Source organism: Paraburkholderia phenoliruptrix (assembly GCF_902859825.1).
Lineage (GTDB): Bacteria > Pseudomonadota > Gammaproteobacteria > Burkholderiales > Burkholderiaceae > Paraburkholderia > Paraburkholderia phenoliruptrix.
Genome location: NZ_CADIKB010000020.1, coordinates 17,501 through 30,312, shown reverse-complemented (window position 1 = coordinate 30,312; position 12,812 = coordinate 17,501). Strand labels below are relative to the sequence as shown.

Sequence of the window (12,812 nt, the reverse complement as noted above, 5' to 3'; positions counted from 1 at the left end):
TGAAGGTTTGAAGAAAGGAAGATAGTCATGTCACGCTCCATTCACCGGTTGTTGTCCTCGCGCGTCACACGTGCGGGCGCGGCGTGCGCGGCGCTCGTCGCCGTGGGTCTGCTGGCCGCCGGCTGCACGAGCACGCCGGCCGCGCTGTCGGACATCCGCTACGATTTCGGCCCGCCGAAGCCGGCGTCGTCGGCGGGAACGCAGCCGGCCGTGAAGGTGCTCGACGTGAGCGCGCCCGAAGGGCTGCAGTCCGACAAGCTCGTGTACCGGCTCGGCTACGCGGACTCGCAGCAGGTCGCCGCGTACGCCAACAGCCATTGGACGATGCCGCCGTCCGCGTTGCTCACGCAGCGTCTGCGCGGCGCGCTCAGCTCGCGCGGCACGGTGCTGACGGGCGCCGACGGCGTTGCCGCGCCGGTGCTGAAAATCGAACTGAGCGAGTTCGAGCAGGTTTTCGACAGCCAGTCGCAAAGCCATGCGGCCGTGACCGCGCGCGCCACGCTCACGCAAAGCGGCAAGGTGATCGGCCAGCGCACGTTCATCTCGCGCGCGCCGTCCCGTTCCGCCGACGCCGCCGGCGGCGCGCAGGCGCTCGCCGCCGCCAGCGACGAGCTCGTCGACCAGATCGGCGCCTGGCTCGGTGTGCAGGCGCTGGTCGCCGCGCAATGACGCACGCGCAGCGCACGCAACGGAGCGCTGCATGAGCGAACGATCGTGGCTGCGCCGCCCTTCGGTGCTCTCGCGGCAGGCGCTGGTGCTCTATACCGCGCTGATCGTCTACGGTTCGTGGTATCCGTTTTCGGGCTGGCGCTCGCTCGGCATCGGGCCGCTGGCCTATCTCGCGGACCCCATGCCGCAATACCTGACAGCCTTCGATGTCGTCACGAACGTGCTCGGCTACATGCCGTTCGGCGCGCTCATGGTGCTCGCGCTTTACCCGCGCTGGCGCGGGCCGCTGGCGGTCGCGTTGGCGTTCCTCGTGGGCGGACTGCTCTCGGGCGTGATGGAAGCCGTGCAAACCTACCTGCCGACGCGTGTCGCCTCCAACCTCGATCTCGCGGCCAATGCACTCGGCGCGTTGCTGGGTGCCGCGATCATGTCGCCCGCCACGGGGGCGTTGCTCGACCGCGGCTTGCTGCGACGTCTGCGGCTCATGTGGTTCGAGCGCGACAGCGCGGCGTTGGCGTGCCTCGTGGCGGCCTGGCCGTTTGCGACGATGTATCCGGCGCCGCGCCTCTTCGGCCTCGGCAACTGGCCGCGCGTGTTGTGGACGCGTTTCGATTCCACGACGCAGGACGCGCTCTTCGCGTGGACGCCGGCCGGCTGGCACGTCGGCGCGTGGCCGGCCTGGGTGGCCGCGTGGCTGCCGGAGGACGCGTGGGAAGCGCTCATCACGACGCTCAATCTGTTTGCCGCGCTGGCGCTCGCGTCGTTGTCCGTGCGCCGTCATGCGCCGCGCGTGCGGCTGATGCTGCTGTTTATCGCCGTCGCTCTGGGTGTGAAGGCGGGCGCCACCTTCCTGCAATCGCAATCGGGCCTGGCTTTCGACTGGGCGACGCCGGGCGGGCTTGCGGGCCTCGGCGGCGGCGCGCTGCTCGGGCTCGTCGTGCTGCGTCTGCCGCGCAGCGCGCGGGCGTCGCTGGCGGCCGGCGCGCTCGTGCTCACGCTGGTGCTGGTCAACCTGCTGCCGGTGAATCCTTATTTCGATGTGGTGCTGGCCGACTGGCGGCAAGGGCGGTATTTGCACTTCAACGGCCTTGCGCGCTGGCTCGCGTGGGTCTGGCCGTATGCGGCGCTCGTGTGGCTCGCGTTTGTCGTCGAGCGGGTGTGGCTTGGGCGGCGCACGCGGCGCGCCTGAGGGCACGCCGGACGAGGCGCGGCTCGGCGCGTGGGAGGTGGCTTGCTGGATATAATCGTCGGCTACGGGCCGCGCGCTCCCGCCGTGCGCAGGCCCGCAGGCCCGCAGGCATCGGCTCCCACCAGCATCCGCCCGATAGCCGCGTCGCTGCGCCCAACCGCGTTCTGCTGCACTATTGCCCTTCTGATAGCTTTCCCTCCCGTACATCATGGACTCGTTCTACAAATATCACGTCTTCTTTTGCCTGAATCAGCGCGAGCCGGGCGCGGAGCGTCCGAGCTGCGCGAATTGCAACGCGCAGGCCATGCAGGAGCACGCGAAAAAACGCGTGAAGAAACTCGGTCTCGCCGGCCCGGGCCAGGTGCGCATCAACAAGGCCGGGTGTCTGGACCGCTGCGAGCTGGGTCCGGCGCTCGTGGTGTATCCGGAAGGCGTCTGGTACACGTACGTGGATGAAAGCGACATCGACGAAATCGTCGACTCGCATCTCGCGAACGGCAAAATCGTCGAGCGTCTGAAGATCGATCAATAAACGGCACCATGAACGTACACACGAAGAAGTATCTGATCGACGGCCCGGTCGGCAAGATCGAGGTCGCGCTCGACCTGCCCGACGAAGCGCGCGAAAACGGCGCCGCGCCGCGCGGCATCGCCCTCGTCGCGCATCCGCATCCGCTCTTCGGCGGAACCATGGATAACAAGGTCGCGCAAACCCTCGCGCGCACGCTCGTCGGGTTGAACTACGTGACGTATCGCGCGAATTTTCGCGGTGTTGGACAAACGCAAGGCGAGCACGACGCAGGCATCGGCGAGCGCGACGATCTGCGCGCGGTGCTCGATCACATGCGCGCGCAACCTGGACACGGCGATCTGCCGCTCGTGCTGGCGGGCTTTTCGTTCGGCACGTTCGTGTTGTCGCACGTGGCGGCGAAGTTGCGCGACGAAGGGCAGCAGATCGAGCGCATGGTGTTCGTCGGCACGGCCGCGAGCCGCTGGGAAGTCGCGCCGGTGCCGGAAAACACGCTCGTCATTCACGGCGAGACCGACGAGACGGTTCCCATTCAATCCGTTTACGACTGGGCGCGGCCGCAGGAATTGCCGGTTGTCGTGATTCCGGGCGCCGAGCATTTCCTGCATCGCAAGCTGCACATCCTGAAGCGGATCATTGTCGACGCGTGGCGTTGACGGATCGGCTGACGCGCGTTTTCGCGGGTACAGGTAGGCAAAAACTCACAATTTATCGCCCGCCGTTGCGCGAAGTTGCGAGTGTAGCGCGCGTATAATGGGCGCTCTTTTTTGGGCGCAGCACGGCCTGTGCGGCAGTTCGCGCGACGCGTAGCTTCTTTTCACGCGCGCAGCGGTGCCGGCTGCAGGTGTGCTGCGCGAACCGATCGCGTGGCCGGAAGTCCAATGGGCGCCCGAGCCGCTACGCTTGATGTTGCGGCCAGACGCTCGCCGACCGGCTCTCCCAACTCTGCGCTCGCGCGCGCTGTACTTTTCTGCACGAACCGACCCTATGCGTTTTTCCACCTCCGGCCGCCTGTCTTTCCCCTCCGCTGCATCCTTCGTTCCCTCCACGCTCAGCCGCGCCATCACGCTCGGCGTCGTGTTGCCCGCCACGCTCGCGGCCAGCACCGCGTTTGCGCAAGTGCCGCCGCCGGCGGTGAATGCGCGCTCGTGGGTGCTCGTCGACGCAACCAGCAATCAGGTGCTCGCGTCGGGCAATCCGGACGAGCGTGTGGAACCGGCATCGCTTACCAAGCTGATGACGGCGTATCTCGTCTTCGAAGCACTGCAGACGAAAAAGATCGCGATGGACCAGACGGTGACGCCGAGCGAAGCGGTGCGCCGCGTGCGCACGGACGAATCGCGCATGTTTGTCGAGGCGAACAAGCCCGTCACCGTGCACGATCTGGTGTACGGCATGATCGTCCAGTCGGGCAACGACGCCGCCATCGCGCTCGCCGAACTGGTGGGCGGCAGCGAGGCGCAGTTCGTCAACATGATGAACACGGAGGCGCAGCGCCTCGGCATGACGCACACGCATTTTGCCGACGTGAACGGCATGCCCGACCCGCAGCACTACACGACCGCGGGCGACCTCGCCGTGCTGTCGGCGCGTCTGATTCGCGACTTCCCTGACTACTACAACATCTTCTCGGTCAAGGAGTTCACGTACAACAAGATCAAGCAGCCGAACCGCAACCGTCTGCTGTGGATCGACCCGACCGTCGACGGTCTGAAGACCGGTCACACGCAAGCGGCCGGCTACTGCCTGATTGCGAGCGCGAAGCGTTCGCTGCCGGGCACCCCGGACGCGTCGCGCCGCCTCGTCTCCGTGATGATGGGCGAGACGAAGGAGCACGACCGCGTGCAGGACAGCCTGAAGATGCTGAACTACGGCTACTCCGCGTACGATACCGTGCGTCTCTACAAGGCGAATCAGGTGGTCGGCACGCCGCGCGTCTACAAGGGCGCGCAGGACAGCGTGCAGATCGGCGTGAAGAGCGATCAGTACATCACGGTGCCGAAGGGCATGGCCGACAAGGTCAAGCCGCAGATCGACCAGATCGATCCGCTGATCGCGCCGATCGCGAACGGTCAGCAGGTCGGCACCGCGAAGCTCGTCGCCGACGGCAAGGTGCTCGCGCAATTCCCGGTGGTCGCCTTGCAGGCCGTGCCGCAAGCCGGCGTGGTCGGCCGCGTGTGGGACTCGCTGATGCTCATGTTCAACAAGAAAAAGTAAGCCTGATCGCAATGACCGCTCTTCCCGATGTTCCGCTGGAACCTATCGTCTATCTCAACGGTGAAGTGGTGCCTTTGTCCCAGGCGCGCGTGCCGGTTCTCGACCGCGGCTTTATTTTCGGCGACGGCATTTACGAAGTCGCGCCGCTTTACGCGCACGCGGGCGGTCGCACGGCTTTCCGCTTCGAGCAGCACTTGGCGCGCCTCGCGCGCTCGCTCGGGAAGATCGGCATCGCCAATCCGTTCGACAACGCCGGCTGGCGCGCGCTGATCGGACGCGTGACGGCGGCCAACGAAGCCGAGGGCGGCCTCGCCGCCGAACAGGACGCGATCGCGTATATCCAGATCACGCGCGGCGTCGCGAAGCGCGGCCACGCATTTCCTGCCGGCATCCAGCCGACGGTGTTCGTCATGGTCACGCCGCTCAATCTGCCGAACGCCGCTCAGCGCGCCGAGGGCGTGCGTTGCGTGAGCGCCGAGGATCGCCGCTGGCTTCATTGCGACATCAAGTCGGTCTCGCTGCTCGGCAATGTCCTGATGGCGCAGTACGCGGCGGAGAACGACGCTTTCGAGACTATCCAGTTTCGCGACGGCATGCTGACCGAAGGGTCGTCGTCGAATGTTTGGGTCGTGAAGAACGGCGTGCTCGCGGCGCCGCCGCGCAGCCACAAGATTCTCGAAGGCATTCGCTACGGGCTGATCGAGGAACTGGCGGCCGAATGCGGCATCCGCTTCGAGGTGCGCGAGATTGCCGAGGCCGAAGTGCGCGCCGCCGACGAGATCGTGATCAGTTCCGCCACCAAAGAGGTGCTGCCCGTCACGCAACTCGACGGCCAGCCGGTCGGCGAGGGCAAGCCGGGCGCGGTGTTTGCGGGACTGTACGCGGCTTATCAGCGAGCCAAGGCGAACGAGGCAAAAGAGGCCCAAGCGGCAAAAGACGCGCCCGAGGCGCGGCAAGGAGCGGTAAATGAATCCGGCGAACGAATCACTCATTGAGTTTCCCTGCGATTTCCCGATCAAGATCATGGGCAAATCGCACCCCGAGTTTGCTGAGACGATCGTCACGGTGGTCCGGCAGTTCGACAGCGCAGTCGACGCCTCGTGCGTCGAAACCCGTCCGTCCAGCGGCGGCAATTACACCGGACTGACGGTGACGGTGCGCGCCACGAGCCGCGCGCAGTTGGACGACATTTATCGCGCGCTCACCGGGCATCCGATGGTCAAGGTCGTGCTGTAAAGCGGCGCTTGAATCCGGCTTGAGTCCGGCTTGAATCGGGCTTGAGTCAGATTACGGCGCGACACGCAACGCGTCCGCCGTCCCTGCGGAGCTTGTCGCATTCGCCGTCGGCCCGGCTTCGCACGCCTGGTCGAAAAGCAGTTTGAAGCGTCCCACCTCCGCGAACACCCAGTCCCGGAACGCCCTCACCCTCGCCGTTTCCAGCATGTGCGGCGGGCAGATGAAGTAGTACTGCCACGGGCTCGGTCCGTCCACATTGAAAAGCCGCACGAGGCGGCCCGCCGCGATCTCGTGCATGGCTAGCGAGCGGCGCGTGAGCGCGATGCCCTGACCGTCGATCGCCGCCTGCAGCAGATTCGACGAATCCTGATACAGCACGCCGCGCTTGGGCTCCGGCCACTCGCTCAGGCCGGCCGCGTCGAACCACGGACGCCAGAGTTCGTCGTCGGAGCGCAGCAGCGGAAGATTCGCGAGTTCGGCGGGCGTTTTGGGCAGCTTGCCGCCGTTGAAACTGGGCGCGCAGGCCGGGAAAAAGATTTCCTCCAGGAGAAGCTCCGAATGCAGCCCCGCGTACTTGCCGTAGCCGAAACGGATTGCCACGTCGACGTCGTCGCGCGCGAAGTCCGTCAGCGCGTTCGTGGACAGTAGCTCGAGATCCCACTGCGGGTGCGCCTCAATAAAGCTGCCGACGCGCGGCGTCACCCAGCGCGCGGCGAACGACGACAGCATGGACACCACCAGCCGCCGTTCCCGGTCGCCGGCGCGGATCTGACGCGTGGCGTCGCACAGCGCGCCGAGCGCCGCCCGCACCTGTTGGGCGTAGCGCCGGCCGGTTTCGGTGAGCCGCACGCGTTTGCCGTCGCGCGCGAACAGCGAGACGCCGAGTTCGGCTTCCAGCGCACGGATCTGATGACTGACGGCGCCATGAGTGACGAAAAGCTCGTCTGCAGCGCGCGAAAAGCTCTCGTGGCGCGCGGCGGCTTCAAAGGCCTTGATCGCGTTCAGTGGCGGGAGATGACGGAGCTCCATCGCAATTATCCTCACATAGAGGTGAAAATTGATCGTTTTGCGTAAACCCTTGCTGCGCCTACGATTGTAGCCATGAAACGACTTTTGGCGAGGGCATTATGCGAGAAGTTTCCTCTAGCATCGCGTATGAAATCCACAGCGGCGAGATGCTGCCCCTGAAGGTGGCGCGCAGCACCAAGCTCGTCGTGCGCGGCGGCGCGGTCTGGGTGACGCGCAGCGACGACACCGAAGACTACTGGCTGCAGCCCGGCCACACCTTGAGACTGCGCCGTGGCGAGCGGCTCTGGTTGAGCGCCGAGGGCACGGCGCGCGCAACGGTCGCGTTCTCGGTGCCGACGCGTTGCGACGAGCGCGCGCTGAACTGGTTTGCGCGCATGGGCGAGCGTTTCACGGCGTGGCTGCGCGGCGGGTGGCGCACGGTTTGACGGCAGCGCCGCGCCGTTCGCGCGCGGCGACTTTGGGCGGGGATTCCTGGATTTCGGTAAACTGCCGGGATCATGTCCGCCTCTTCGATTTCTTCATCTCCATTGCCCGCCGCAGCGCCGCCTACGCTGCGCTGGCGCGGCAGCGAACGCTACGAAGTCAGTTTCGACGCGATGCGCGCCTTCACCGACGCCCGCACCGCCGAGACGCCCGACGAAATCTGGCTGGTCGAACATCCGCCCGTCTTCACGCTCGGCCAGGCCGGCGATCCAGCGCACCTGCTGGCCGCCGACAGCGCCATTCCTCTGGTGAAAGTCGACCGCGGCGGACAGATCACGTATCACGGCCCGGGGCAGGTGGTGGCTTACCTGCTGCTCGATTTGCGGCGCCGCAAACTGATGGTTCGCGACATGGTCACGCGGATCGAGCAGGCCGTGATCGACACCCTTGCGGCGTATAATCTTGCCGGAGAACGCAAGGCCGGCGCGCCGGGCATCTATGTGTCGCCGGGGCCGCAGGCCGGATTGCACGCCGGCGCGAAGATTGCCGCGCTCGGTCTCAAGATTCGCAACGGCTGCAGCTATCACGGCGTCAGCCTGAACGTGAAAATGGATTTACGGCCGTTCCTGGCCATCAACCCTTGCGGCTACGCGGGTCTCGAAACAGTCGACATGGCAACGCTCGGCGTTGTGGCCGGCTGGGACGACGTGGCCCGCACCCTTGCAGCCCGCCTCACCGCAAACCTCGACGGCAGTCCCGCGGCCGTCGCCCAACCGCAGACCGGTGCGCTCACCGCCTGACTGGATCGAACGAATGACTGACGTTACCGCGAACCTCGCAGCTTCTCCCGCGCTGGAAGGCGTGCCGGCATCGGCTGCGGCCTACGACGCTACCGCGAAGCAGAAGGCGCAAGCCAAGACTGCCCGTATTCCCATCAAGATCGTTCCGATCGAAAAGCTCAAGAAGCCGGACTGGATCCGCGTCAAGGCGGCAACCGGCAACTCGCGCTTCTACGAAATCAAGCAGATTCTGCGCGAACACAACCTGCACACGGTCTGCGAAGAAGCGAGCTGCCCGAATATCGGCGAATGCTTCGGCAAGGGCACCGCGACTTTCATGATCATGGGCGACAAATGCACGCGGCGCTGCCCGTTCTGCGACGTGGGCCATGGCCGTCCCGATCCGCTCGATCCGGACGAGCCGGCGAACCTCGCGCGCACCATTGCCGCGCTGAAGCTCAAGTACGTCGTGATTACGAGCGTGGATCGTGATGATCTGCGTGACGGCGGCGCGGCGCACTTCGTCGAATGTATCCGTCAGACGCGCGAGTTGTCGCCCGACACGCGCATCGAAATTCTCACGCCGGACTTCCGCGGCCGCCTGGACCGCGCGCTGGGCATTCTGAATGCCGCGCCGCCCGACGTGATGAACCACAACCTGGAAACCGTGCCGCGTCTGTATAAGGAAGCGCGTCCGGGTTCGGACTACGCGCATTCGCTGAAACTGCTCAAGGATTTCAAGGCATTGCACCCGGACGTCGCGACCAAGTCGGGTCTGATGGTCGGTCTCGGCGAAACTGAAGAAGAGATCCTGCAGGTCATGCGCGATCTGCGCGAGCACGACGTGGATATGCTCACCATCGGTCAGTATTTGCAGCCTTCGGAACACCATCTGCCGGTCCGTTCTTATGTGCATCCGGACACCTTCAAGATGTACGAAGAAGAGGCGTACAAGATGGGCTTCACTCACGCGGCAGTGGGCGCGATGGTGCGTTCGAGCTATCACGCCGATTTGCAGGCGCATGGAGCCGGCGTGGTCTGAGTGTCTGCTTTTCCGTCCGCTCACTGAAGAATGCCCGCACATGTTGCGGGCATTTTTTGCGCCCGAACAAGGGCGAATGCGCGAGCCCGGGTTGCAGCAGCGGCGGGGCTTGCAGATGAATGCCAGAGCGCCCGCATGAGGGGCGCCGCCGTTCATCTCACAGAAACAGTTCGATAACCGGCCAGCCGCGCTCGGTGGCGATCGCACGCAAACGCGCGTCGGGGTTGGTCGCGACCGGATGGGTCACGCGTTCGAGCAACGGCAGGTCGTTGATCGAATCGCTATAAAACCAGCTCTCTGGAAAGTCCTGCAAACGATGGCCGAGCGAGGACAGCCAGCTCTCGGTTCGGGTGATCTTGCCTTCGCGAAAAGTCGGCACGCCGACCGCCGCGCCCGTGAAGCGCGCGAGCGGATCGCCGCCTTCGGTGTCCAGTTCGATCCCGAGAAGATGCTCGAAGCCGAGCGCCTTGCCGATCGGCGCGGTCACGAACACATTGGTCGCCGTGACGATGCAGCACAGGTCGCCTGCGTCCATGTGGCGTCGCACCAGCTCGCGGGCGGCTGGCAGGATGGCGGGCGCGATCACCTCCCGCATGAACCGCGCATGCCACTCATCGAGTTGCTCGCGCGTATGGCGCGCGAGCGGCGCGAGCGTGCGCTCCAGGTAGGCGGTCATGTCCAGCGTGCCGGCCACGTATTGCCGGTAATACTCGTCGATATCTTGCGCATGCCGCGCAGCGCCTTCAATGCCGAGGCCGGCGACAAAGTGAGCCCATGCCTGGTCGCTGTCGAGCGGCAGCAAGGTGTGGTCCAGGTCGAATAGCGCGAGATTGCGGCTCATCCGGTTGTCCTCGTGATCAGGTGGGTCGAAGCGTTAAACAGACGTTGCATCAGCGCCACTCGAAATGAAAGCGGCATCGGCACCGGAGCGGCACAAAGCGCAAGGCGCGCAGCAAGAACGGCCGCGCCGCTCGACATTCGTTGCGCGAGCGTATATTTAAAAGCACAAAATTACAATAAGGCAAAAATGTGCAACACTACTGTCATACGCCCCGGGTGCCGCACGCGGCATTCGGTTCCGCTTACGGCAGCAGGGAACAAATGCGCAGTGCCTTATGTTGATTCTCCTTAACCTTCTGGCCGGTGTGGCACTGCTCGTGTGGGGCTCCCATATCGTGCGCACGGGCATTCTTCGGGTGCTGGGCGCGGACCTGCGCACGGTGCTTGGGCGCAGCACGCGTAGCCGCTGGCGCGCATTCGTGTCGGGTGTCGGCGTAACGAGCCTCGTGCAAAGCAGCAACGCGACCGCGGTGATCCTTACCTCGTTCGCAGCGCAAGGGATTTTGCCGCTCACCAGCGGGCTTGCCATCATGCTTGGCGCGGACGTCGGCACGGCGCTGATGGCGCGGGTTCTCACGCTCGATCTGTCGTGGCTGTCGCCCATTCTCATTCTGTTCGGCGTGCCGCTTTTCCTCTCGCGTAAGCAGACGCGCGCCGGCCAGGTCGGGCGGACGCTGATCGGGCTCGGGCTAATCCTGCTCGCGCTGCATCTGATCGTCGAGGCGGCTCAGCCGATGATGCATGGCGCCGGCGTTCGCGTCATGTTCGGTGCATTGACGGGCGACACCATGCTCGACGCCCTGGTGGGCGCGGCCTTCGCGGTGGTGTCGTATTCGAGCCTCGCAGCGGTGCTGCTCACGGCGACGCTCGCGTCGTCGGGCGTGATCTCGTTGAAGGTGGCGCTGTGTCTCGTGATCGGCGCGAATCTCGGCAGCGGGCTCGTGGCCTTGCTGGGCGCTGCCGCGCAGAATTCGGCGGCGCGGCGGCTGGCGCTTGGCAGCTTCGCCTTCAAGCTGGCGGGCGCCTTGCTGATCCTGCCGTTCACGTCATTGCTCGCGCGCTGGCTGCCGGTGCTGATCGCCAATCCGCGCGAAGCCACGGTGGGCTTTCATCTGATCTACAACACGCTGCGTTGCTGCATATGCCTGTCGCTGATCGATCCGGTTGCGCGCATCTGCGAGCGCGTGCTGCCGGACCGGCCCATGCCGAACGGCGAGCTGCGGCCGCTGCATCTCGACGCCGCCGCGCTCACCACGCCCACGCTCGCGCTCGCGAATGCCGCGCGCGAGGTGCTGCGTATCGGCGACATTGTGCGCACCATGCTCGACAACGTGGCGGAACTGATTCATCACAACCATATCGAGAAGGCGCGCGAAACCGTTCGTATGGACGACGACGTCGACGAACTCTACGCGGCGATCAAGGACTACCTCACGCTGATTTCGCGCGAGCAGCTCGACGAAGCCGACAGCCGCCGCTGGACCGACATCATCTCGCTGACCATCAACCTCGAGCATGCGGGCGACATCATCGAGCGGATTGTGGGCGATATCGAGGAAAAGAAGATCGCGCACCGTCTGTCGTTTTCCGAGGAAGGTCTCGGCGAACTGGACGATTTGCAGGCGCGGCTCGTCAGCAATCTGCAACTCGGACTTTCTGTATTCCTGAATAACGATCTGCGTTGCGCCGAGCGGCTGCTGGCCGAGAAGGAGCGTTTTCGCGATCTGGAGCGCGCCTATTCATACCGGCATCTGGACCGCCTCGCCGGGCAGACGCTGCGCAGCATCGAAACCAGCGCACTGCATCTCGATCTGATCAGCGACATGAAGCGGCTCAATTCGCTGTTCTGCTCGACTGCCTATCCGGTACTCGATGCCGCGGGCGCGTTGCATGACACGCGCTTGCGCAAGCGCGCGCTGGACACCATGCATGTGAAGGAGTGACGCGCGGCGGGTCAGCACGCGGGTCGGCGCGGCAGCGCTGCAGGGCGCTGCGCGCGCTACGCCAGCACAACTTCCTCCAACTTCTTTTTCAGCGCACCGAAATCCGCGACGTCTGCGGCCTTCTTGTTGGTGACGAGCACGTCGATCCGTTCGACGGGGCAGTATGAAATCCGGCTGCGCTGACCAATCTTGCTGTAATCGGCGAGGATCACCACACGGTCTGCATTCGCGACCATCGCGCGCGCCACTTCCGTTTCGGCGTGGTCGTAGTTGGTCGCGCCATGCCGGTGGTCGATGCCGACCGGCGAGAGCAGCGCGAGATCGGCGCGATAGCGTTGGATATCAAGCACCGTGGTCGCGCCGGTGGTCGCCATGGCGCGGTCGCTGATCGTGCCGCCGAGCAGAATCACTTCGTTGCCCGCTTCCGGCTGCTCCGCTGCGCCGCGCAGTTTCAGTGCGACGTCGATTGAATTCGTCACGATGGTCAGGTTCGCGAGCTTCGCCAGTTCTTCGGCGAGCGCGGCGGTGGTGGTGCCGGCGTCGATAAACAGCGTCTGGCCGCTCGCAATGAGCCCGGTGGCCGCCTTCGCAATGGCCGTTTTGGATTTGACGCGCATGTGTGCGCGCTCGGCGATAGGCGCCTCGTCGGCTGGTTTGATGGCGCCGCCGTGCACGCGGCGCAACTCACCGAGCGCTTCGAGGTCGAGCAGATCGCGCCGCACGGTTTCGCGCGACACGCCAAGGTCCGCCATGATCCGTTCGGTGGACACCCGATGCAATGTCGACAATAACGCGCGTATTCTCTGATGACGGTCTTCCTGCCACATGCATTTTCCCTGGATGCGAAGGCGTTCGCATAACGTGTCTTAACCGACGACATCGTGGTCACGAATGTGTGTCCGGACGATGTCAAGCG

The 12,812-nt window shown here is 65.0% G+C and carries 14 protein-coding genes; 11 read left to right on the top strand and 3 right to left on the bottom strand.

All coding sequences use genetic code 11. The features are described from left to right. The first annotated feature begins 27 nt into the window (after window positions 1–27). The 7 genes from HV711_RS19490 (at window position 28) to HV711_RS19460 (ending at window position 5,840) form a co-directional block, all read left to right on the top strand. Window positions 28–669 carry an ABC-type transport auxiliary lipoprotein family protein gene (locus HV711_RS19490; RefSeq protein WP_013586969.1) on the top strand — a complete coding sequence of 214 codons (642 nt, stop codon included), beginning with the start codon at window positions 28–30 and terminating at the stop codon, window positions 667–669. 31 nt (window positions 670–700) lie between these two features. Continuing rightward, entirely contained in the window at window positions 701–1,858 is a 1,158-nt protein-coding gene (locus HV711_RS19485; protein WP_028361585.1) for a VanZ family protein, read from the top strand. A 208-nt stretch (window positions 1,859–2,066) separates the two neighbouring features. After that, complete coding sequence (locus tag HV711_RS19480) at window positions 2,067–2,390, top strand: (2Fe-2S) ferredoxin domain-containing protein (RefSeq protein WP_013337877.1); 324 nt, start codon at window positions 2,067–2,069, stop codon at window positions 2,388–2,390. Window positions 2,391–2,398: 8 nt separating this feature from the next. Next, the gene (locus HV711_RS19475) at window positions 2,399–3,043 is read left to right on the top strand and encodes an alpha/beta hydrolase (RefSeq protein ID WP_015001494.1); all 645 of its coding nucleotides are present in this window, start codon (window positions 2,399–2,401) and stop codon (window positions 3,041–3,043) included. Between the two features lie 331 nt (window positions 3,044–3,374). Next, complete coding sequence (locus HV711_RS19470) at window positions 3,375–4,604, top strand: D-alanyl-D-alanine carboxypeptidase family protein (protein ID WP_013586972.1); 1,230 nt, start codon at window positions 3,375–3,377, stop codon at window positions 4,602–4,604. A gap of 11 nt (window positions 4,605–4,615) precedes the next feature. Beyond that, a complete protein-coding gene (locus tag HV711_RS19465) occupies window positions 4,616–5,599 on the top strand; it encodes a D-amino acid aminotransferase (RefSeq protein ID WP_035478924.1) in 984 nt (327 codons plus the stop codon). After that, window positions 5,571–5,840 carry a DUF493 family protein gene (locus tag HV711_RS19460; RefSeq protein WP_035478927.1) on the top strand — a complete coding sequence of 90 codons (270 nt, stop codon included), beginning with the start codon at window positions 5,571–5,573 and terminating at the stop codon, window positions 5,838–5,840. The genes HV711_RS19465 and HV711_RS19460 overlap by 29 nt, the downstream gene beginning before the upstream one ends. A gap of 51 nt (window positions 5,841–5,891) precedes the next feature. Here the strand turns inward: HV711_RS19460 and HV711_RS19455 are convergent, their stop codons facing one another. Then, on the bottom strand, window positions 5,892–6,869 hold the full coding sequence (locus tag HV711_RS19455; RefSeq protein WP_035478929.1) for a transcriptional regulator GcvA: 978 nt from the start codon (window positions 6,867–6,869) through the stop codon (window positions 5,892–5,894). 98 nt (window positions 6,870–6,967) lie between these two features. Between HV711_RS19455 and HV711_RS19450 the strand changes: the two genes are divergently transcribed. The 3 genes from HV711_RS19450 (at window position 6,968) to lipA (ending at window position 9,113) form a co-directional block, all read left to right on the top strand. Then, a complete protein-coding gene (locus HV711_RS19450) occupies window positions 6,968–7,294 on the top strand; it encodes a DUF2917 domain-containing protein (protein ID WP_013586976.1) in 327 nt (108 codons plus the stop codon). Window positions 7,295–7,366: 72 nt separating this feature from the next. Continuing rightward, complete coding sequence (gene lipB / locus HV711_RS19445) at window positions 7,367–8,092, top strand: lipoyl(octanoyl) transferase LipB (protein ID WP_035478931.1); 726 nt, start codon at window positions 7,367–7,369, stop codon at window positions 8,090–8,092. A 13-nt stretch (window positions 8,093–8,105) separates the two neighbouring features. Then, a complete protein-coding gene (gene lipA, locus HV711_RS19440; protein WP_013586978.1) occupies window positions 8,106–9,113 on the top strand; it encodes a lipoyl synthase in 1,008 nt (335 codons plus the stop codon). 157 nt (window positions 9,114–9,270) lie between these two features. Here the strand turns inward: lipA and HV711_RS19435 are convergent, their stop codons facing one another. Next, the gene (locus HV711_RS19435) at window positions 9,271–9,954 is read right to left on the bottom strand and encodes a histidinol-phosphatase (RefSeq protein WP_015001502.1); all 684 of its coding nucleotides are present in this window, start codon (window positions 9,952–9,954) and stop codon (window positions 9,271–9,273) included. Between the two features lie 274 nt (window positions 9,955–10,228). On the opposite strand from HV711_RS19435, the gene HV711_RS19430 reads away from it, so the two are divergent. After that, a complete protein-coding gene (locus HV711_RS19430; protein ID WP_035478933.1) occupies window positions 10,229–11,896 on the top strand; it encodes a Na/Pi cotransporter family protein in 1,668 nt (555 codons plus the stop codon). Window positions 11,897–11,952: 56 nt separating this feature from the next. On the opposite strand, the gene HV711_RS19425 is transcribed toward HV711_RS19430, so the two are convergent. Next, a complete protein-coding gene (locus tag HV711_RS19425) occupies window positions 11,953–12,723 on the bottom strand; it encodes a DeoR/GlpR family DNA-binding transcription regulator (protein ID WP_013586981.1) in 771 nt (256 codons plus the stop codon). Window positions 12,724–12,812 lie beyond the last annotated feature (89 nt).